The organism is Microbulbifer sp. ABF4_107 (assembly GCF_056312215.1).
In genome coordinates, this window is sequence record NZ_CM149983.1 from 557,397 (window position 1) to 577,741 (window position 20,345).

Annotated in this window: 17 protein-coding genes, 2 pseudogenes and 1 riboswitch; of the genes and pseudogenes, 12 read left to right on the plus strand and 7 right to left on the minus strand. The window is 58.8% G+C overall.

Features of this window, described 5'->3' with window-relative positions; genetic code table 11:
• Positions 1-1,170: an iron-containing alcohol dehydrogenase gene (locus tag ACYX4K_RS02175; RefSeq protein WP_475093738.1), complete on the plus strand. Its 1,170-nt coding sequence runs from the start codon at positions 1-3 to the stop codon at positions 1,168-1,170.
• Positions 1,171-1,175: 5 nt separating this feature from the next.
• Here the strand turns inward: ACYX4K_RS02175 and ACYX4K_RS02180 are convergent, their stop codons facing one another.
• The 4 genes and pseudogenes from ACYX4K_RS02180 to ACYX4K_RS02195 all read right to left on the minus strand — a co-directional run bounded on the left by ACYX4K_RS02180 (position 1,176) and on the right by ACYX4K_RS02195 (position 5,083).
• On the minus strand, positions 1,176-2,039 hold the full coding sequence (locus ACYX4K_RS02180; protein WP_475093736.1) for a phosphotransferase: 864 nt from the start codon (positions 2,037-2,039) through the stop codon (positions 1,176-1,178).
• Positions 2,036-2,675: pseudogene (pnuC, locus tag ACYX4K_RS02185) on the minus strand (nicotinamide riboside transporter PnuC). Before pnuC ends, ACYX4K_RS02180 begins: the two are co-directional and overlap by 4 nt.
• A gap of 3 nt (positions 2,676-2,678) precedes the next feature.
• Positions 2,679-2,939, minus strand: coding sequence for a YkoF family thiamine/hydroxymethylpyrimidine-binding protein (locus ACYX4K_RS02190; protein WP_066966529.1), 261 nt, complete (start codon positions 2,937-2,939; stop codon positions 2,679-2,681).
• 14 nt (positions 2,940-2,953) lie between these two features.
• On the minus strand, positions 2,954-5,083 hold the full coding sequence (locus tag ACYX4K_RS02195; protein WP_475093734.1) for a TonB-dependent receptor: 2,130 nt from the start codon (positions 5,081-5,083) through the stop codon (positions 2,954-2,956).
• 51 nt (positions 5,084-5,134) lie between these two features.
• Positions 5,135-5,250, minus strand: a riboswitch (TPP riboswitch).
• A gap of 144 nt (positions 5,251-5,394) precedes the next feature.
• Between ACYX4K_RS02195 and ACYX4K_RS02200 the strand changes: the two genes are divergently transcribed.
• The 7 genes from ACYX4K_RS02200 to ACYX4K_RS02230 all read left to right on the plus strand — a co-directional run bounded on the left by ACYX4K_RS02200 (position 5,395) and on the right by ACYX4K_RS02230 (position 11,410).
• Positions 5,395-6,393, plus strand: a complete 999-nt coding sequence (locus ACYX4K_RS02200; protein ID WP_475093732.1) for an LLM class flavin-dependent oxidoreductase — start codon at positions 5,395-5,397, stop codon at positions 6,391-6,393.
• Positions 6,386-6,799 carry a hypothetical protein gene (locus ACYX4K_RS02205; RefSeq protein WP_475093731.1) on the plus strand — a complete coding sequence of 138 codons (414 nt, stop codon included), beginning with the start codon at positions 6,386-6,388 and terminating at the stop codon, positions 6,797-6,799. The genes ACYX4K_RS02200 and ACYX4K_RS02205 overlap by 8 nt, the downstream gene beginning before the upstream one ends.
• Positions 6,800-6,814: 15 nt before the next feature.
• On the plus strand, positions 6,815-7,747 hold the full coding sequence (locus ACYX4K_RS02210; RefSeq protein ID WP_475093730.1) for an aldo/keto reductase: 933 nt from the start codon (positions 6,815-6,817) through the stop codon (positions 7,745-7,747).
• Between the two features lie 41 nt (positions 7,748-7,788).
• Entirely contained in the window at positions 7,789-8,457 is a 669-nt protein-coding gene (locus ACYX4K_RS02215; protein WP_475093729.1) for a DUF6064 family protein, read from the plus strand.
• A gap of 191 nt (positions 8,458-8,648) precedes the next feature.
• Positions 8,649-9,287 (plus strand): RpiB/LacA/LacB family sugar-phosphate isomerase, encoded by a 639-nt coding sequence (locus ACYX4K_RS02220; protein ID WP_043317464.1) that lies wholly within the window; start codon positions 8,649-8,651, stop codon positions 9,285-9,287.
• 114 nt (positions 9,288-9,401) lie between these two features.
• The gene (locus ACYX4K_RS02225) at positions 9,402-9,848 is read left to right on the plus strand and encodes a thiol-disulfide oxidoreductase DCC family protein (RefSeq protein ID WP_476178756.1); all 447 of its coding nucleotides are present in this window, start codon (positions 9,402-9,404) and stop codon (positions 9,846-9,848) included.
• A 173-nt stretch (positions 9,849-10,021) separates the two neighbouring features.
• Positions 10,022-11,410 carry a glutamine synthetase family protein gene (locus ACYX4K_RS02230; protein ID WP_475093727.1) on the plus strand — a complete coding sequence of 463 codons (1,389 nt, stop codon included), beginning with the start codon at positions 10,022-10,024 and terminating at the stop codon, positions 11,408-11,410.
• A 76-nt stretch (positions 11,411-11,486) separates the two neighbouring features.
• Here ACYX4K_RS02230 and ACYX4K_RS02235 read toward each other — a convergent pair whose 3' ends face one another.
• Positions 11,487-12,755 carry a 6-phosphofructokinase gene (locus tag ACYX4K_RS02235; protein WP_475093726.1) on the minus strand — a complete coding sequence of 423 codons (1,269 nt, stop codon included), beginning with the start codon at positions 12,753-12,755 and terminating at the stop codon, positions 11,487-11,489.
• A 373-nt stretch (positions 12,756-13,128) separates the two neighbouring features.
• On the opposite strand from ACYX4K_RS02235, the gene mpl reads away from it, so the two are divergent.
• The 4 genes from mpl to ACYX4K_RS02255 all read left to right on the plus strand — a co-directional run bounded on the left by mpl (position 13,129) and on the right by ACYX4K_RS02255 (position 18,168).
• Positions 13,129-14,511 (plus strand): UDP-N-acetylmuramate:L-alanyl-gamma-D-glutamyl-meso-diaminopimelate ligase, encoded by a 1,383-nt coding sequence (gene mpl, locus ACYX4K_RS02240; protein ID WP_475093725.1) that lies wholly within the window; start codon positions 13,129-13,131, stop codon positions 14,509-14,511.
• A 30-nt stretch (positions 14,512-14,541) separates the two neighbouring features.
• Positions 14,542-15,159: a flavin prenyltransferase UbiX gene (locus tag ACYX4K_RS02245; protein ID WP_475093724.1), complete on the plus strand. Its 618-nt coding sequence runs from the start codon at positions 14,542-14,544 to the stop codon at positions 15,157-15,159.
• 12 nt (positions 15,160-15,171) lie between these two features.
• On the plus strand, positions 15,172-15,444 hold the full coding sequence (locus tag ACYX4K_RS02250; protein ID WP_475093723.1) for an Rdx family protein: 273 nt from the start codon (positions 15,172-15,174) through the stop codon (positions 15,442-15,444).
• 93 nt (positions 15,445-15,537) lie between these two features.
• Positions 15,538-18,168, plus strand: a complete 2,631-nt coding sequence (locus ACYX4K_RS02255) for an efflux RND transporter permease subunit (RefSeq protein WP_475093722.1) — start codon at positions 15,538-15,540, stop codon at positions 18,166-18,168.
• A gap of 212 nt (positions 18,169-18,380) precedes the next feature.
• Here the strand turns inward: ACYX4K_RS02255 and yjgA are convergent, their stop codons facing one another.
• Together yjgA and mgtE are read right to left on the minus strand one after the other, a co-directional pair.
• Positions 18,381-18,911: a ribosome biogenesis factor YjgA gene (gene yjgA / locus ACYX4K_RS02260; RefSeq protein ID WP_475093721.1), complete on the minus strand. Its 531-nt coding sequence runs from the start codon at positions 18,909-18,911 to the stop codon at positions 18,381-18,383.
• A gap of 64 nt (positions 18,912-18,975) precedes the next feature.
• Positions 18,976-20,317 (minus strand): annotated as a pseudogene (mgtE, locus tag ACYX4K_RS02265) (magnesium transporter).
• Positions 20,318-20,345: the final 28 nt, after the last annotated feature.

Consider the following 20,345-nt stretch of genomic DNA (forward strand, 5'->3'; position numbering starts at 1 on the left):
ATGTCCGACAATCAATTTTCTACCAATTGGAATTACCCAACCGCCATGCGTGTCGGCCCCGGGCGCGTTGGCGAATTACCGGACCTGTGCAGGGAGATGGGCATGGCAACGCCCATGCTGGTAACCGACCCGGGCCTTGCAGCACTGCCGATGGTTCAGAACCTTGTGGAGAACTGCCTGTTGGCCGGAGTGTCGCTTACGGTATTCAGCGAGATCAAGGGCAATCCCACCGGCAAGAATGTGAGTGACGGCGTTGCTGTGTTCAAGGCTCATGGCTGCGACGGTGTGATTGCCTTTGGTGGCGGCTCTGCACTGGATGCGGGGAAAGCGATTGCGCTGATGGTCGGGCAGACTCATCCCATCTGGGAATTCGAGGATGTGGGCGATAACTACCTGAAGGTAAATACTCGCGGCATGGTGCCGGTGATTGCGGTACCCACCACCGCCGGTACCGGTTCGGAAGTGGGGCGCTCATCGGTGATTACCGACGAGGGCGCCAAGCTAAAGAAAATCATTTTCCACCCGCGTATGCTGCCGGAAATTGTTCTTCTCGACCCTGAGCTCACTCTGGGGCTGCCAGCGCCGATTACCGCCGCGACCGGAATGGACGCGCTGTCACACAATCTGGAGGCCTATTGCTCGAACAATTTCCACCCCATGGCGGAAGGGATTGCCCTGGAGGCAATGCGCCTGATCAATGTCTACCTGCCGCGTGCAGTGGCCGATGGCAATGACCTGGAAGCGCGTATGCAGATGCTGGTGGCGTCCAGTATGGGGGCTACGGCTTTTCAGCGCGGGCTCGGCGCCATGCACGCGCTGGCGCACCCTCTCGGAGCGCTCTACGACAAACACCACGGTCTGTTGAACGCGATTCTGATGCCCTATGTGCTGAGTGCCAACCGGGTGGCCATCGAGGAGCCCATGAGCCGATTGTCCCGCTATCTGGCGCTGCCAGGTGCGGGTTTTGCTGGGGTGCTGGACTGGGTATTGTTTTTTCGGCGGGACTTCGGCATCCCCAATACGTTGGCGGAAATCGGTATTGGTGAGGAGGACGCGGATCGGATCGCAAATATGGCTGCAGAGGATCCTTCGGCACCGGGGAATCCGTTGCCGCTATCTGTGGACGACTACCGGGGCGTTTTTCTCGATGCCTGCCGTGGAAATCTTTAAGGGCGTCAGGGCAGCTCAGCCAAAAGGTCATTTATTTCAGACTTGAGCGCTGCCCGTGACATTGGCGGCGTTTCTGTATTGTGAATCTGAATTGTGTACCAGAGTATCGCCAGATAGCGGTAAACCTGCTGCCACCGCTGGAGCTTTTCCAGATCCCCGTCTGTGACCGGGCGCTGTAAATACCCCTCGAGCAGCACCTGCTGCTGATCATTCTCCATTTCAAACTCGAGGGTTACCGTGGCCAGATCGAAATAGGGGTGGCCGCAGGCCGCATACTCCCAGTCGATTGCGTACAGCCTCGAGAGTTCACCCACAAGCAGGTTCGCGGGCAGCAGGTCGTTGTGGCACAGGCAGTGATTGTTCGTGATCTGGCTGCATTCTATTAGCCGCGGCCGGAGTTTTTCCCGCAGTAGTTTCAGCGACGGGGAGAGAGAATCACTCGTGTTGATCGACTGCCAGTAGGTTTTGGCTTTGCCGGCGTAGTTGAGGTGTTTTGAGATTGGCGGAAGCTGGTGTATTTGCCGCAGCATCCGCGACAGTTCAGCAATCGCGTCCGGCTCTGTCAATTCGAGTGGCCTGCCGTCAATGTAGCGGGTGACCAGGTAGCGGTAGGCGGGGTCGACATATACCAGCGGGGCACTCAGTCCTGCGCTACCGGCGCGCGCCAGGGCTTCCGCTTCTGCGGTTCGGTTCAGGTCAAGGGCATCGGAGTTGTCTGCATTGATACGCAGTACCAGTCTTTCGTCGCCAGCCTGAAGCAGAAGGCTCTGGTTGGTCAGCCCACCACCGAGCGGGCGAACGATAACCGGTTGCTGGTCGCTCCAGTGTCGCCATTCATCGGCGAGCAGTTTGTCGACCTGTGCATTCATACCGCGACCGGTTGCTCCGGCTCGGAATGTTGCTGGCGATACAGCGCATACCACTGGAAGAAGCCAATGATCACAAGCACGACATACAGTACGAACAGCAGGGCTGTGAGATACATGCCGCGGTCGATATACAGATAAATGGCTGCGCCATCGATCACGATCCAGTAGAGCCAGTTCTCCAGTACCTTGCGGGTGACCATATAGGTGGTTACCACGGCGCCCCAGGTGGTAAAGGAATCCAGGTAGGGCAGGGCGGCGCTGGTATAGCTATCCAGCACATAGCCAAATATCAGGGTGAGCACGCCAACCCCTGCGAATGCGTAAAGGTGCATGGCTGCAGACCAGCGGTGAATATGCAGCTTTTCACCTTCTCTATTGCGATGCCGCCACTGCCACCAGCCGTACACCGCGATCACCAGATAGAAAACCTGCAGCGCCGATTCCATCAACAGGCTGACATCCCAGAACAGGAACAGGTCAGATGGCGGTACTGGCAAAGGCGGCGTACCAGCACAGGATATTTTCCCGCATGGCGAGCAGCAGGTAGGTCAGCGCCAGCACTACCGCCGCCACTTCCCATAGGGTCATGGCGGCGTAGGCGGAGGCGATGGCTTCGCGAATTTCCGGGGAGAGCATGGATCAGAGCCCGATATTGGGGTTCAGGTCGCCGTCGATAAATTTGCACACGAAAATAGCGCGCCCGAACTGCTCCCAGGATTTGCGCATTTCCGCTTTGAGCACGTCCATCACCACATCGTAATCACCGAATACCTGGGTGCTCATGGTATTGGAGATGACCTGCAGCTGCGGCTGTTCATTCAGGCGCTGGATAAAATCCTTGATGGCCGGGATGTACTCGTCTTTCAGCGGGTACATGCTGATTTCTACGGAGAGTTGCATATCAAGGCTCCCAATTAAAAGGTGTAGCTGCCGGAGATGCCCGCGGTGCGCGGTTCACCCAGCTGGTAGTAGGCTTCCGGCGCGTAGCCGTTGGCCGGATTGTTGCCGAACTGGTTGCTGAAGTAGAAACCGCGCGTGTAGATCACTTCGTCGGTCAGGTTTCTTCCCCACAGGGACAGGTCCCAGTTGTCGCCGCGGTAGGTGAGGCGTGCGTTGACCAGTTCGTAGGCGGTGGACTTCTCATTGTGGCTGTTGGAGAAGTAAAAGTCGTCTTTGCCTTCCAGTTCCACGCGCGCGCTCAGGTTATTGGTCAGCGCGTACTCCGCTCCGGTGAAATACTGGTAGTTGGGCGCGTGGGCCAGGTCGCGGCCGCCAAGGTCTACCGGTGAAGTCTCGCCGGTATTGTCATCGCGGCCGTCGACGTGGGTGCTGCTGACAAAGTCTTCGAATTCCGCATTCAGCCAACCGAAGGTGGCGAAGAGTTGCAGGCTATCGCTGGCCTGGAAGTTGATTTCCGCTTCGATACCGGTGCTGTGACCGCCAGCGGCATTGGCCAGGTAGTCATCGAAGGAAAAGTCTTCCGGGTTGAAAATGGATTGCTTGGCCTGAACGTCGCTGCGGTCCTGGTAAAAAGCGGCGACCTGAGCCTGCAGGCGGCTTTCCAGCCAGTCACCTTTTACCCCGAATTCGTAGTTCAGCATGCTCTCGGTATCGAACAGGAAGGTCTCGCTGCCGATGGCCGGATTGTTTTCTGAGGCGGAAATAATACGGCCGTTGACGCCACCCGCCTTGTAACCACGCGAGAGGGTGCCGTACAGCATGGTGTTGTCAGTGGCGCTGAACTGCAGGGTGATATTGCCGCCCCACAGGTCTTCGCTGGTATCGCTGGTGACTTGAAGATTGTCATTGTAGTCCGCGCGGCGCTGCTCCAGGCGCAGTCCGGTAATCAATTCAAAGCGCGCGCCAAGCTCGGTATTCAGCTGTCCGTAAACCGCGGCATTGTCGGTATCGAACTGGCTGGCAAAGCTGGCGTTGCGCTCCAGCGCTTCTTCTTCGGTACGCAGATAGACACCCGCTACCCAGCCGGTGCTGCCGCCAAACAGGCGGCTTTCATCGGTGGAGACCAGGCGCACATCGGCGCTCAGGTTGTCGCGGTCACGTACGTAGTTGTCCGATAAGGAGTATTCGTCCGGGTGGAAGCCAACGTACGACCAGTCCTCATCGTAACCGTACTCGGTATCGGAGCTGGCGGCGCTCAGTACGGAATTGATGGTGAGTAGTTCGCTGGCGCTCCACTGTGCACTCACGGCACCGGCGAGGGTCTCCTGGCGATCCCAGCCCGGCTGATCGGACAGGGTGTTGCGGGAGTTATCCAGGGTAAAGGCGTCGTAGCCGTTGTCCGCGTCCAGATAGAAGAGGGTGAAATCCAGCTGCAGGTCTTCGCTGGCCTGGTAGCGCAGCTTGCCGCGGGCCAAAGTCTCGTCAATATTGTTGGTGTCTTTGCGGTCCAGGTAACGGTTGTGCACATAGCCGTCGGACTGCTGATTCTGTACCGCAAAGCGGTAGCTCAGCTGTTCTGAAAGCGGGCCGCTGGTCACGGCTGACAGAGTGCTGGAGCCGTAGCGGGCGGCTTCGGCGGATACCTTTGCAAACGTCTCCGCGGTTGGCGCGTTGCTGGTCATGCTCACCAGACCGGCCAGCGCGTTGGCGCCGTACACGGTGCCCTGGGGGCCACGCAGGATTTCCACCTGCTGCATATCCAGGGTGCTGGCGGCGAGGCCCAGACCGGTAAAGTCGATACCGTCGACGATCAGGCCCACAGAGGGATTCACCGGGTCGATAAACTGGCTGCGCTCACCGATACCGCGGATCTGCACGAAACGGCCACGGGAGGCGCCGCTGGAGAAATTCACGTTGGGGGCCAGGTTCAGTAATTGCTCAAGGTTGGTAGCGCCGCGGGTTTCGATGGCGGCGGCATCCAGCACGGATACGCTGGTGGGGGTGTCGAGCTGGCTGGTGGCGCGCAGTTGGCTGGTGACCACTACTTCCTCGATGGCCGTTTCCGCGAGCGCGGCAGTGCTGACCAGCGCGGTTACAGCGCCAATGGCGTGGGCGAGTGGTTTGAAAACGTTATTGGTATTCATGGCTCTCTCGTACAAATCAGTGAGAGACCCGGAGCGCGACGTGAAGAGGGGAGCTGGTGGACTACCTATTCCTACGCCGGTATTAGCCGGATCAGGTTCAAGGGTTTCCTGTCGAGTCTTCAATGACTCTACAGCATCTCAGGCTTTCGCCACCCCTTAGGTTGTGCATGAGTTTTTGCGGGCGCGATCCTATCAGATAAGCGAAGTGTCAGGAACTGTGGTGTGCACGGAGAACAGCTTCGATAGGATGGTCATATCTGAATCGCCTATTGTGCTTTTTCGCGCAAGGCCAAACGCGTACAGGAGTTGATATGCGCGCTTTTTCACTACTGGATCTCTCGCCCATCACCGAGGGAAGCGACGCCCGCACGGCGTTGATGAACTCCCTGGACTTGGCACAGCACGCGGAGCACTTCGGTTACCGGCGCTACTGGATGGCGGAACACCACAATATGACCGGTGTGGCCAGCGCGGCGACGGCGGTGGCGCTGGGCCATATCGCCGCGGGTACCAACAAGATCCGCGTCGCCGCTGGCGGCGTTATGCTCCCCAACCACGCGCCACTGGTGATTGCCGAGCAGTTCGGCACCCTGGCCGCCCTGTACCCCGATAGGGTCGATCTGGGGCTGGGCAGGGCGCCCGGTACCGATGGCGCCACCATGACCGCCCTGCGCCGGGATCCGCTGCACGCCGCCGACCAGTTCCCGGAAGATGTGCGCGAGCTGTTGCACTACTTTGCCCCGGAAAAGCCGGGGCAGCGGGTGCGCGCAGTGCCGGGGGCCGGGCTACAGGTGCCGATCTGGCTGCTGGGCTCCAGTCTCTACAGCGCGCAGCTGGCCGCGGCCATGGGACTTCCGTTTGCCTTTGCCTCTCACTTTGCCCCCGCCATGCTGGATCAGGCGTTGCATCTCTACAGAACGCAGTTCCAACCGTCGGAATCGCTTGCGGAACCCTACGCCGCCGCAGCGATCAATGTGTTTGCCGCGGACGATGCAGTTGAGGCGCGCATGCTGATGACCTCCATCGAACAGCAGTTTGTGGCTCTGCGCCGGGGCACCCCCGGCAAAATCAAACCGCCGGTGGATGACCCTGAGACCATCGCTGGCCCCGCCGAGCGCATGCAAGTGGCCCAAGCGCTGGCGGAGAGCGCGGTGGGTACGCGCGACACAGTCGCCGACTGGATCGACCGTTTTGTGGCGCGAACCCGGGTGGATGAACTGATCGTCACCGGCGCGATTTACGATCATACCGCGCGCCTGCGCTCCTTCGAACTGGCAGCCGAGATTTTGCGGGAGCGAGTGGATGGCTGAAACTGCCCAGATCGATCGACAGATGCACTGGCGATGGTTCCTCGCCCACTTTCTGTTTGTGCTGGTGGCCTGGACGCTGTTTATCAAGTACCTGTTCCCCATCGCCGTCGCCCTTTCCAGCGGTGCGCCCTGGGACAGCCATGTGTACTGGGACCTTTGGCCGGTGGCGCATTTGTGGCTGGGCTGGGCGTTACTCAGGCAGCCGGGCTACCTGCGCACCCTGGCCATCGCAATGTCCGTGGTGGAGATCGTGATTATCGTCACCAAGTTCGCGTTCTTTCTCGCAGAGCCGCAGTGGGATATCTGGCGCACCAACTGGTTCGTCAACAAGGTCTTTGTGCTCGCCTGTTTTATTCTGATTCTCGCCACTGCACTGGCGCGACCGCGCGCGTTAAGTGCCCAATAAATAGAGGAAGCCACCATGGAAGGTAGGACACTACGCCGTCAATTTCTCAAAATGCTGGGCGCGGGTGTGGTCAGTGCCTGGGGTTTTCCGGGGCTGGCCAGTGCTCAGTCGCCGGCATTGCTGTCCAAGCCAATCCCCATCAGTGGCGAATCACTACCGGTGATCGGTATGGGTACCTGGCGCACGTTTAATGTGGGCAAGGATCCGGAGCTGCTGGCCGCGCGCACTCAGGTGCTGAAGGCATTTTTTGCCAGCGGTGGTGGCCTGGTCGATTCGTCTCCCATGTATGGCTCCGCAGCCGATACCCTCGGCTTTGCACTGAAACAGTTAGGCATTCCGAAAACACTGTTCAGTGCAGAAAAGGTCTGGAGCCCTGCCGGTGGCACTACTCGCGAACAGGTCGCCAGCCTTGCCGAGCGCTGGGGATTGAAAACGTTTGATCTGGTGCAGGTACACAACCTGGACGATTGGCAGGAACACCTTGCAGTGCTGCGTGAACTGAAGGCGAGTGGTGTTATTCGCTATCTCGGTATCACCACCTCCCACGGCCGCCGACACCAGGAGTTTGAACAGGTGATGGCGAGCACGGAAATCGATTTCGCCCAGATGACCTACAACATCACCCACCGCGAGGTGGAGGCGCGGCTGCTGCCGCTGGCGAAGGAGAGAGGAGTTGCTGTTATCGCCAATCGCCCCTACGACGGAGGGAGCCTGATCAAGGGGTTGAAGCGCAGGGAAAAAGTGCCCGCCTGGGCATCGGAGGAATTTGGCTGTCGCACCTGGGCGGATTTCCTGCTCAAATTTATTGTCAGTCATCCTGCAGTGAACTGTGCCATTCCGGCAACCTCGCGGGTGGAGCACATGAACGAAAATATGGCGGCGGGCGCTGCGCCGCTGCCGGATGCAAAGACACGACAGAAAATGGTCGCGTATATCGAATCTCTGTAAATCCATTCTCCCCAGAAAAGTACCGAATAAGTGGGCGCACCATGAGCGAGTGGAATAGCTACCAGATCCAGGATTTTGTTCCCTTCAGTGCGGACGTGTACTTCCGCATGCTGGAACGAATGGGGGAAACCTTCTGGCCGCTGCAGCTGTTCACTCTGGCGGTAGGGATTGCGGCGCTGCTACTCGCATTGCGCGGAAAATCCCGCATAGCGCTTCTACTTCTTGCGCCGGTATGGGTATTTGTCGGCGTGGCTTTTTTCGCACAGCGATATGCGAATCTGAACTGGATTGGGCAAATTCTAGGTTGGATCTGGATTGCGCAGTCGGCGCTGCTGGTTTTGCTTGCGGCGACAGGGCGCGGCACTGCGGGTCCAGTGGAGTCCCATTCAGCAAACAACATCACCGGTGTGCTGATTTCTCTGGTTGGTTTACTGATGTTTCCGTTGCTGGCGCCGGTGCTTGGTGCCAGTTGGACTCAGGCGGAAGCGTTCGGCTTGCACCCGGATCCCACAGCGGTGGTGAGCCTCGGTATTTTTATGATCGCCCTGCGTGGCGGGGCTCAGTGGTTGACCTGCCTGGTCCCCCTGCTGTGGATCACGCTATCTGCGCTCACGCTGCAGGTACTCGATGCGCCATGGTGGCCGGCTCTATTCGTGGTGGCCGCCGTGGCCGTCGGTGGGGTGTTTAGTGGGCTAAGTACCCGAACGTGAAGATTGTGGCCTTGCAAAGCTGCCTGACCGGTTTTTATTAATCGGCCAAACACATATAATCCCTCAACGGAATATAGCCTCTATCGACCCGGTCTGATTGTTTTTTGATCGGGCATCGATAGTGACCCCTGTCCCCCGTCCTGCTTCTGCTTAAAGATGGTAGAGAGACGGGTACAACCGGAGACCAAATAATGAAAATCGCATTGATGAACGAATTCAGCCAGGCATCCAAAAACGCCGTGGTTCTGAAAGAGCTGCAGGACGTTGCCGGCGAACTGGGCCACACCGTGTACAACACCGGTATGAGCGACGACAACGATCACCGCCTGACCTACATCCACCTGGGCATCATGGGCAGCCTGCTGCTGAACTCCAAGGCCGTGGACTTCGTGGTAAGCGGTTGTGGCACCGGCCAGGGCGCGCTCATGTCCCTGAACGCATACCCGGGCGTAACCTGTGGCTATTGCATCGATCCGGCTGACGCCTTCCTGTTTGCCCAGATCAATAACGGCAACGCGCTGGCCATTCCCTTCGCCAAGGGCTTCGGTTGGGGTGCGGAGCTGAACATTCGCTATATGTTCGAAAAAGCTTTCACCGGCGTAAAAGGCCAGGGCTACCCGCCGGAGCGCAAAGAATCCCAGGTGGCCAACGCCGGTATCCTGAACCACATCAAGGAAGCCACCGGAAAAGCCTACCTGGACGGCCTTAAAGCCATCGATCCGGAGCTGGTGAAAACCGCCGTAACCGGCGAGCGTTTCCAGGCTTGTTTCTTCGAAAACAGCCAGGACCAGGAACTGACCGACTTCGTGCGCAGTGTGCTGGATTCCTGAGTGAAGCCGCGCTAAACAGGCGCCGCTTTCAAAAGGCCGCTGCGGAAACTCCGGGGCGGCCTTTTTTGTTATAGTCGTTTGCTACTTTTCGTTTCTGGCGAGGGACCCGCGCAGATGTCCAAGGGAAAACGGAACGCTACCGTGCCCTATCTTCAGGAAGGCGAACGCGCGGTCCTGTTCGACGGGTTTTGCCGGCTGTGTTCCTTCTGGGCGCGCTTTCTACTGAAGTTCGATCGCCATCGCCGCCTGATACTCGCCACTGTGCAGTCGGAAGAGGGGCAGGCGATCCTGTCGTTTTTCCATATGCCCCTCGATGAATATGAAACCCTGCTTCTGGTTGAAAGTGGCCAGATGTACGTAAAATCTGACGCGATACTCCGCATTCTAAAACTGCTCCCCTTTCCCTGGCCGATACTCACCTGCTTTCGATTGATTCCGCCATCGGTACGCGACTGGATTTACGACCGCGTCGCGCGCAACCGGTATCGGTTGTTCGGAAAAAATGCGGTATGTGTGGTTCCGAGTGCAGAAGAGGAAGCTCGCTTTCTCCGTAAAAGATAGAAGTTCCCCGGCTCATGGGGCGCGTTCGAACTTTACACGCTGGCGCGCCTGTCGGATGTCTGGATTCGCCGACCCGATAGGAAAGCCTATCCTCTGTTTGAAGACTTTCCACTACACTGCGGACTCCATTTCAATTCTTTGGCCAATCTCCTGGCCAATTTACTGGAGCCCCTATGAGTCAGCCCGATGTACGTACCTGGCTGGAAAACCTTCCCGAAGCCTTCCTCGCCTACCTGAACGGCCGCCGCCTGGATGAGGTGGAGTGCATAGTCCCGGACCTGAACGGTATGTCCCGCGGCAAGGCGATGCCGCTGAACAAGTTCTCCCCGGAGACGCCGATCTTCCTGCCGATTTCCATCTTCTACCAGACCATCACCGGTCAGGATGTGGAGATGGATATCGAAAACCAGTGGGCGGAAAGCGATATGGCGCTGGTGCCGGATATGTCCACCGCCATGGCGGTTCCCTGGGCAAAAACGCCGGCACTGCAGATTATTCACGACCTGCAGGATCTCGACGGCAACCCGATTCCCTGCGCGCCGCGCAACGTGCTGAAGCGGGTAATTGCCATGTACCGGGCGCGGGGCTGGCAGCCGATTGTGGCGCCGGAGCTGGAGTTCTATCTGACCCGGCCGAATGTGGATCCCAACGAACCGATCCAGCCACCCATCGGTCGCAATGGTCGCTCGGGTACTTCCCTGCAGTCCTATTCCATGACCGCCATCGACGAATACGGCCCGGTTATCGATACCATTTATGAGTTTGCCGAGGCCGCGGGCCTGCATATCGACTCGGTGATTCAGGAAGACGGCGCCGGCCAGGTGGAGTTCAACCTGCCACACGGCGATCCGCTGCTGCTCGCCGACCAGGTGTTTTACTTCAAGCGCATCATCCGCGAGGCAGCGCTGAAGAACGGTATGTTTGCGACCTTTATGGCCAAGCCCATGCGCGACCAGCCCGGCAGCGCTATGCATATTCACCAGAGTGTGGTGGATATCGATACCGGCAAGAATGTGTTTTCCTCTGAAGACGGTAGCGCTTCGGATCTGTTCCGCTACTTTATCGGCGGAACCCAGAAGCACCTGCGGGAAATCATGCCGTTTATCGCACCCAACGTGAACTCCTACCGCCGCTACGTGCTGTCGGATAACTCCAGTGCGCCGACCAATATCGGCTGGGGCTACGACAACCGCGCCACCGGCCTGCGGGTACCCAACTCCGGTGCGCAGGATCGCCGCCTGGAAAACCGTGTGGTGGGGGTGGATGCGAATCCGTATCTGGCCATTGCTGCCAGTCTCGTCTGTGGCTACCTCGGCATGATCAACGGTATCGAGCCGAGCGCGCCGGCCGCGTCGGAACTGGATGAAGAGCAGGAAGAAAGCTTCTATATCCCGCTGACTTTTGATGAGGCGTTGCGCATCTTCGACGATGCCGATGAGTTGCGCCAGGCAATAGGGGAGGACTTCTGCCAGCTCTACGCGGCGGTAAAGTACGAGGAGATGCGCCTGTTCCACCGGGAGATTTCCCCGTGGGAACGGCAACACCTTTTACTGAACGTTTAGTTACTGAGTCAGCAAAACAAAAAAGGCCCCAACCGTTTCCGGTTGGGGCCTTTTTCATTGGCAAAGCCTGTGACGATTAAACGTCAAAGCCTTCCTTCAGTTTCTTTTCCACCAGGGCCTTTTTCAGGCGCGCGTACTGCGGAATACCATTTTTGTAAGGCGGGTAGTCCTCGCCCTGGATCAGTGGTTCCAGGTAATCGCGGCCGGCCTGGGTGATGCCGAAGCCGTCTTCGGAAATAAATTCCTTGGGCATGAACTTCTCGACGTTGGCCACCTCGGAAAGCGGAGCTTCGCCAATGGTCCAGCTGTAGTCGGCGGCACTGGTGCCGTTGCGTTCAATGGTCGGCATGATGGCATTCTTGCCGGCCACCGCCGCTTCCACCGCCGCCTTGCCCACAGCGTAGGCCTGCTCTACGTCGGTGGCCGAAGCGATATGACGCGCAGCGCGCTGCAGGTAGTCCGCCAGGGCCCAGTGGTATTTGAGGCCCAGTTCGTCTTTGACCATTTTGGCCAGAGTGGGTGCTACGCCGCCCAGCTGTTTATGGCCAAAGGCATCCACACTGCCGGCGTCGGCCAGGAAGGTGCCGTCTTCGTACTGGGCGCCTTCAGAGGCGACGATTACACAGTAGCCTTTGTCGGCGACGGTCTGTTGCACCTTGGCGAGGAACTTTTCTTTATCAAAAGCCACTTCCGGCAACAGGATGATGTGCGGGGCATCGCCTTCCTGTTCCTGAGCGAGGGCGCCGGCGGCGGCAATCCAGCCCGCGTGACGGCCCATCACTTCAACGATGAAAACTTTGGTGGAGGTGGCGCACATGGAGGCCACATCTAACGCCGCTTCCTTGGTGGAGACGGCAACGTACTTGGCCACGGAGCCAAAGCCCGGGCAGTTGTCGGTAAACGGCAGGTCGTTATCCACCGTCTTGGGAATGTGGATTGCCTGGATGGGGTAGCCCATCTTTTCCGACAGCTGGGAAATTTTGAGGCAGGTATCGGCGGAATCGCCACCGCCGTTATAGAAGAAGTAACCGATGTTGTGGGCTTTGAACACTTCGATCAGGCGCTCGTACTCGGCGCGGTTCTGCTCCAGGCTCTTCAGTTTGTAGCGGCAGGAACCAAAGGCACCGGACGGGGTGTGGCGCAGGGCTGCGATAGTCTCGGTGGATTCCTGGCTGACGTCGATCAATTCTTCCTTGAGGGCGCCGACAATGCCATTGAGGCCGGCGTAGATATTGCCGATCTTGTCGCTATGCTGGCGGGCGGTCTCGATGACTCCGCAGGCGGAGGCGTTGATGACGGCGGTCACACCGCCAGATTGCGCGTAAAAAGCGTTCTTCTTCGACATGTCTATCCTATGGCTTCTCGTCAAAAGTCACCCGTAGCGTGGGGTGTTTTCGGCGGGCGGCTCTTGGCGGCTACCTCACGCGGCGCGAAGTCTAATGTATTCATATGGCAATTGCATGGAATTGCGGGCATTCGACACTTACTGTGGTAAAAGGCCGTGATAAGCTTGCGCGTCGTCGATTTTTCGAGCACTGCTGATACTTCCTGCCGTGGACCAGAGCAGAAGCAAAAAGCGCGCCGGGCCGCAGATGGCCTCGGATATTCCCGCAAGCGTGGAGAATGATTGCGTGAATGGGCAGTCTCAGGGGGCACCACGTGCGGCCGTGTGGGCCGGCGCTGGCGCGCTTCCGTATTGAATAGAGTGAACAACTGGCATGCATATACATATTCTAGGCATTTGCGGCACTTTTATGGGCAGCCTTGCGCAACTGGCCGTGGCCGAAGGGCACAAGGTCACCGGCTCCGATGCCAATGTGTACCCGCCCATGAGTACCCAGCTGGAAAATGCCGGGATCCTGCTGACCGAAGGGTACGACCCGGCTCAGTTGGAGCCGGCCCCGGACCTGGTGATTATCGGCAACGCCCTGTCGCGGGGAAATCCGGCGGTGGAAGCGGTGCTGGAAAAAGGGTTGCCCTATACCTCCGGCGCCCAGTGGCTGTGCGATCACTTCCTCGGTGGGCGCTGGGTGCTGGCGGTGTCCGGTACCCACGGCAAAACCACCACCGCGAGCATGCTGGCCTGGGTTCTCGACTACGCGGGGATGGACCCCGGGTTTCTGATCGGTGGCGTGCCGCAGAACTTCGATGTATCGGCGCGCCTCGGCAGCACGCCCTTTTTTGTGGTGGAGGCGGATGAATACGACACCGCCTTTTTCGACAAGCGCTCCAAGTTCGTCCACTACCGCCCGCGCACGCTGATCATCAACAACCTCGAATTTGACCATGCGGACATCTTCGAGGATCTTGCTGCCATTCAGAAGCAGTTCCACCATCTGGTGCGCACCGTGCCCGCCAGTGGGCTGGTCATCGCCGCCCGGGAAGATGCGGTATCCCAGGTGCTGGAAGCCGGCTGCTGGAGTGAAGTGCAGCGCTTTGATGTCGAACACGCCGATGGTGTGCGCCTGGGGGACTGGTGCGCAGTGAACGTGTCGGCGGACGGTGGACACTTCGACGTGCAGCTGGAGGGCACCACCGTGGCCAGGGTGCAGTGGGAGCAAACCGGACTGCACAGTGTGAAGAACGGACTTGCGGTCATCGCTGCCGCGCGCCATGTGGGCGTCGAGCCGGCCACCGCCGCGGAGGCGCTGGGTCAGTTTGGCGGAGTGAAGCGGCGTATGGAGTGTCTGGGGGAGATCCAGGGTATCCGGGTCTACGACGATTTCGCCCACCACCCCACAGCGATTGAAACCACCCTCAATGGCCTGCGGGCGAAGGTCGGCAGTGAAAAAGTCATTGCGCTGATTGAACCGCGCTCCAATACCATGCGTATGGGACACCATCAGAATCAACTGGCCCGAGCCTGCTCGGGGGCGGACCTGGTGCTCTGGTACCAGCCCGAAGGGATGAACTGGTCCCTGGATGAGGTGGTTCACCATTCCACCGTACCGGCAAAGGTTCTCCACAGCATCGACGCTGCGGTAGAATCCGTGCTCGAACTGTCTGGCCCCGGCAGCCACATCATTGTGATGAGCAACGGTGGCTTCGGCGGTGTACACCAGCGATTGCTCCACGCGCTGGAGCAGAGATACGGCAAATAGCCCCGCGCGGGGGCGGAAACGGATACTTCTTTGGCTGAGCCCACTTTTCCCAAAACAGTAACCCTGGCGATCACCGGTGCCTCCGGCGCCCAGTACGGTCTGCGCCTGCTGCAGTGCCTGCTGGTGGCGCGAGTGCGGGTGTGGCTGCTGCTGTCCGATGCGGCGCGCATCGTGATTGATACGGAAACCGACGTTTCCCTGCCGGAAGAAGGTCGCACAGAAGATTTTCTGCGCGAACTGTATGCTGCGGAAGCAGGGCAGTTAACCCTGTTCGGCAAGCGCGACTGGTTTTCTCCGGTCGCGTCCGGCACCGGCGCCGCAAGCAGTCTGGTGATTTGCCCGGCCAGCGGCGGCACCCTGTCTGCCATTGCCACGGGTGCGTCCAATAATCTGATTGAGCGCGCAGCGGATGTGGCCCTGAAAGAGCGCCGGCAGTTGATTCTGGTTCCTCGGGAAGCGCCGTATTCAGAAATTCACCTGGAAAACATGCTGAAGCTCACCCGCATGGGAGCGGTCATTCTGCCGGCCAGCCCGGGTTTTTATCAGAAGCCGCAAACCATCGAGGATCTGGTGGACTTTGTGGTGGCCAGAATCCTGAGTCAGCTGCAGATCGAACAAACCCTGTTGCCCCCCTGGGGAAACTGCTGAGAGCCCTGCGCTATGCAAAAGACCGTCACCATCCATTACTGCGTGCAGTGCAACTGGATGCTGCGTGCCACCTGGATGACCCAGGAGCTGCTGTACACCTTCGCCGAAGATCTGGACCAGGTGGCACTGAAGCCGGGCAGTGGGGGTGTGTTCGAAATTCACGTAGGCGACCAGCTGATCTGGGAGCGTAAACGCGATGGCGGCTTTCCCGGGCCGAAAGAACTGAAACAGAAAGTGCGGGACGTCCTGTTTCCCGAGCGCGACCTCGGTCACGTGGACAAGTAAACAGACTTTTAGACGATTCTCGAATATTCGGCAGCGCGCACAATGGAAACAACACGCGCTGCCTGATTCCGATCAGAACAAAGCGAATTGATTATGCTGTTGGGCTTGAAGACCTGGTACGAAAAATTGGTTCTCGGACATCCGAAAACCGTTCTGACACTGGTGGCACTGTTCACCATCGCCGCTGCGGCCGGCCTGCCGAAATTCAAACTGGATGCCTCGGCAGATTCCCTGACGCTGGAAACCGACGACTCACTGGACTTTTTCCGCGAAATTTCCGAACGCTACAACTCCGGTGACTTTTTGGTAGTTACCTATCGCTACAACAACGGTGATCTGTTCAGCGATGAATCCCTCGCTACCATGCGTCGCCTGCAGGACGAGCTTGCCATGGTGGACGGTGTCACCGGGGTTCAGTCGATCCTCAACGTGCCGCTGTTGTACAGTCCCAAGCTTTCCATCACCGAGGTAGCAGGCGGTATCCGCACCCTGTCGAGCCCCGGTATTGACATGAGCCTGGCCCGTAAAGAATTCCTTGAAAGTCCGATTTACAAAGAACTGATATTGAGCCCCGATGGTGAGACCACCGCCATGATGCTCAACCTGGAACTGGACAGGGAAGGACTCGACCTGGTGCGCGAGCGCGATGCGCTGCGTCGCCTGCGCAATGAGCAGGGTCTGGATGCGGAACAGGCAAGCCGCCTGGAAGCGGTGAGTGCAGAATACCTGAAACACCGCACCGCCCAGGAAACCGCCGCGCGGGATCGCGTCGACGAGGTGCGGCAGATCCTCGCCCATTACGACGACAACGCCGAGCTGTTCCTCGGCGGTCTCACCATGATCACCTCGGATATGATCGCGTTTATCCAGAGTGACCTGATGGTATTCGGCGCCGGTATTCTGATTTTCATCGTGGTCACCCTGCTGCTGATATTTCGCCAGCCGCGCTGGGTACTGCTGCCGCTGATTACCTGTGTGACCACCGCGGTGATGATGCTGGGGCTGCTTTCCTGGCTCGACTGGCGTATGACCGTGATCTCCGCCAACTTTGTCGCCCTGCTGTTGATCATCACACTGGCCATCACCATCCACCTGGCGGTGCGCTACCGCGAGTATTTCTCCGAGCACCCGGAGTGGGATCGCTTCCAGCTGGCGTCTGCCACCGTCGCGTTTATGGCCAAACCCTGCCTGTACACCGGCCTCACCACCATGGTTGCGTTTATCTCCCTGGTAGTGAGCGGTATTCGCCCGGTGATCGACTTCGGCTGGATGATGACCATGGGTGTGACCATGGCACTGGTGCTGTCATTCCTGATTATTCCCGCCAGCCTGATGCTGCTGAAAAAGCGCGACGGCGGCCAGGGCGCGGACAACTCTCACGCATTTACCCAGGTGTTTTCCCGCTTTGCGGAGAACCACAAAGGTATCGTGCTCGGTGTTGCAGTGGTGGCGGCGATAATCAGCGCCGTGGGTATCTCCCGTCTGAAAGTGGAAAACCGCTTTATCGATTACTTTGACGATTCCACCGAGATTCACCAGGGTATGCTGGTCATTGATCAGCGCCTCGGCGGCACCATCAGCCTGGATGTGGTTCTCAGCAAACCGGAAGACACCGCACCGGCTTTTGCGGGAGCGGATGCTGGAGAAGAAGATCCGTTCGGCGCTGACTTCGGCGGCGATGAGATTGCTGGCGACGGCGCGGAAGGGGAGTCAGATCCGTTTGCCGCCGAAGACCCCTTCGCTGCGGACGATCCTTTTGCCGCGGATGGCGGTGAGAGCCAGGCCCCTGACGCCTACTGGTTTACCGTAGCCGGCCTCAACCAGATCGAGCAATTGCACGACTTCCTCGAAGCGCAGCCGGAAATCGGCAAGGTGCAGTCCCTCGCCACCCTGTACAAAGTGGCCCAGGACCTGAACGACGGCGGCCTCAACGACTTCGAGCTGGCCGTTGCCCGCCAGAGCCTGCCGGACGAAATCAATCAGGTACTGATCAACCCCTACTGGTCGCCGCAAGAGCAGCAGGCGCGCATCACCATGCGCGTGATGGAAACCGACCCCAACCTGCGCCGGGATGAACTGATCCAGCGTATCTACGCCTATGCAGAGAATGAAATGGGCATCGCCCCGGAAAACATCCGCCAGACCGGCATGCTGGTGCTGTACAACAACATGCTGCAGAGCCTGTTCAAATCCCAGATCCTCACATTGGGCGCCGTCTTCGCCGGCATCCTGCTGATGTTCCTGGTGCTGTTCCGGTCACTGCCCATCGCGATTATCGCCCTGGTGCCGAATATGCTCGCCGCCTGCGTGGTCCTCGGCGGTATGGGCCTGGCAAACATCCCGCTGGACATGATGACCATCACCATCGCCGCCATCACCGTCGGCATCGGCGTCGACCACGCCATCCACTACCTGTACCGGTTCCGCGAAGAATTCGCCAAAGACGGCGACTACATCGCCACCATGCACCGCAGCCACGCCACCATTGGCCGCGCCATGTTCTACACCGCCATAACGATTATCGCCGGCTTCTCGATACTGGCACTGTCCAAATTCGTGCCCTCGATTTACTTCGGATTGCTGACCGCACTGGCCATGTCGGCGGCCCTGCTGGGCTCACTTACACTGCTGCCATTGCTGCTGGTCTTGTTCAAGCCGCTGAAGAATCCAGCGGAGGGGAATGAGCCGGGAAAGCCGCTAACGGCTGAAACCTGCCCGGGTTGAAGTCGGGATAGAGAAGTTGGGAATCGCTTAATCGCAGCTGAAGTTCGAATCGAAGGCACGCTGCCGGGGAAGGGTTTTCAGGAGCGTCGCAAACAGGACGTTTGCGCCGCAACGCCCAAGGAAGGGTTTACAGTGGTCCTGAAAACCCTTCCCCGGTGGCTTGCCGCCACCGGGCGCGAAAAGAAGGTGCGAATTGAGCTTTGACGTCCCGCTCAGTCCACCTGCATAAAAAAGTCCCGCAAGTAGCGAAACAGTTTTCGCTGGTTGGTTGGGGCTTTTTTATTGGCAATCTCTTTATTGGACTCGCGAATCAGCGTGCGCAATTGCTGGATATCCACACCGGGGAACGCATCAAAAAATGCACTCTGGCCTTCCTTGCCCTCGGTCAGCAAGCGCTCCCTCCACTCCTCCGCCATCCGGTCAAAGCGCAAATGGTGGTGGTCCTGCTCCTTGTGCTTCTCCAGCACCGCCTCAATCGCCTCCACATCCGCCTTGCGCATCAACTTACCAATGTACTGAAGCTGGCGCCGCCGCGCCTCCCGCGACTTGATCCGGTGAAAGGTCGCAATCCCTTCCTCAAGCGTCGCATCCATCGGCACCTCCGCCAACTTTGCCGCATTCAGCTCCGTCAGTTTTTTGCCGAGCGCCTGCAGCTCGTGCATCTCCTCCTTTATTTGAGTTTTGCTTTTCGGAAGGTCCTCATCAAACTCATCGTACGGATTGTTTTCATCAGAATTGTGCATAGAAAATCTCGAGATCTGAATTCAACCAATAATTGCAGTACCCGGTAAGCCGGGTACCCAATCATCAGGCAAAAAATATTGTCGCCAGTCCAAGGAAAGACATAAAGCCCACCACATCCGTCACCGTCGTCAGTGCCACACCACCAGCCAGCGCCGGATCGATCCGCATTGCCCGCAGCGCCACCGGCAGAATTGCCCCCGCCAGCGCCGCCGTAATCAGATTGATGACCATGGCCGCAATGATAATCCAGGCGATACGCGGATCCCCAAACCAGAGTGCCGCAATGACTCCCATTACCGCCGACCACAGGATCGCGTTTAACGCACCGCTACCCAGCTCTCGCGACAACAGCCAGCCCAGGTTGCTGCGGCCCACCTGGCCCAGTGCCATACCGCGAATGACCACCGTCAGTGTCTGGCTGCCGGCAACTCCGCCCATACTCGCCACAATTGGCATCAGAACCGCCAGCGCCACCACCTTGTCGATGGTGCCCTGAAACAGATTGATCACCCAGGACGCGAGCAGTGCGGTGAGCAGGTTGATGCCCAGCCAGATGGCGCGGCGCGGCGCCGTGCGCCTGACCGTGGCAAAGGTGTCCTCCTCCTCGTCGAGACCCGCCAGGCTCATCAGCGAATGATCCGCGTCCTCGCGGATCACATCCACCACGTCATCAATGGTGATGCGGCCCAACAGGTGACGCTCCTCATCGACAACCGGCGCGGTAATCCAGTCGTACTTGGCGAACAGTCGCGCCACTTCATCGTCCGGCATATCCGCGGGAATCGGCTCGATATCGGTCACCATAATCTCGCGCACGGTAACCGACGGGTCTGTGGTCAGCAGCTTGGTCAGCGGCAGCAGGCCGATAAAACGGTCCTTGCGGTTGACGACAAAGATGTTATCGGTGGATTCCGGCAGCTGCTCGTGGCGGCGCAGGTAACGCAGTACCACATCCAGGTGCAGGTTCGGGCGCACGGAGACAATCTCCGTATCCATCAGGCCGCCGGCGGTTTCCTCATCGTAAGAGAGGACGCTCTCTACCCGCTGGCGGTCGCGCTCGCTCATCGCCGACAGCACTTCCGCCATCACCCGATCTGGCAGTTGTTGCAGGATGTCCGCCACATCGTCCGCATCGAGCCCTTCCATCACCGCCACCATTTCCTCGGTGTCCATGGTGGAGAGAATCTGGCTCTGTACCTCGTCCGGGAGTTCCTGCAGCACCTCACCCTCGATCTGGCGATCGATCAGTTTCCACAGCACCTGACGAATGCGCGGTGGGGAGCTTTCCAGTAGCTGGGCGATGCTGGGGGGAGAGGGATGCCAGCATGCGCTGGACTTCGCGCCCGGTACCGCTATCCAGTGCCGCGTACAGCTCACCGAGCTGGTTTTGGGCGCGGAAATTGATGTCGGCGTTGACGGGTTTGGGCACAGAC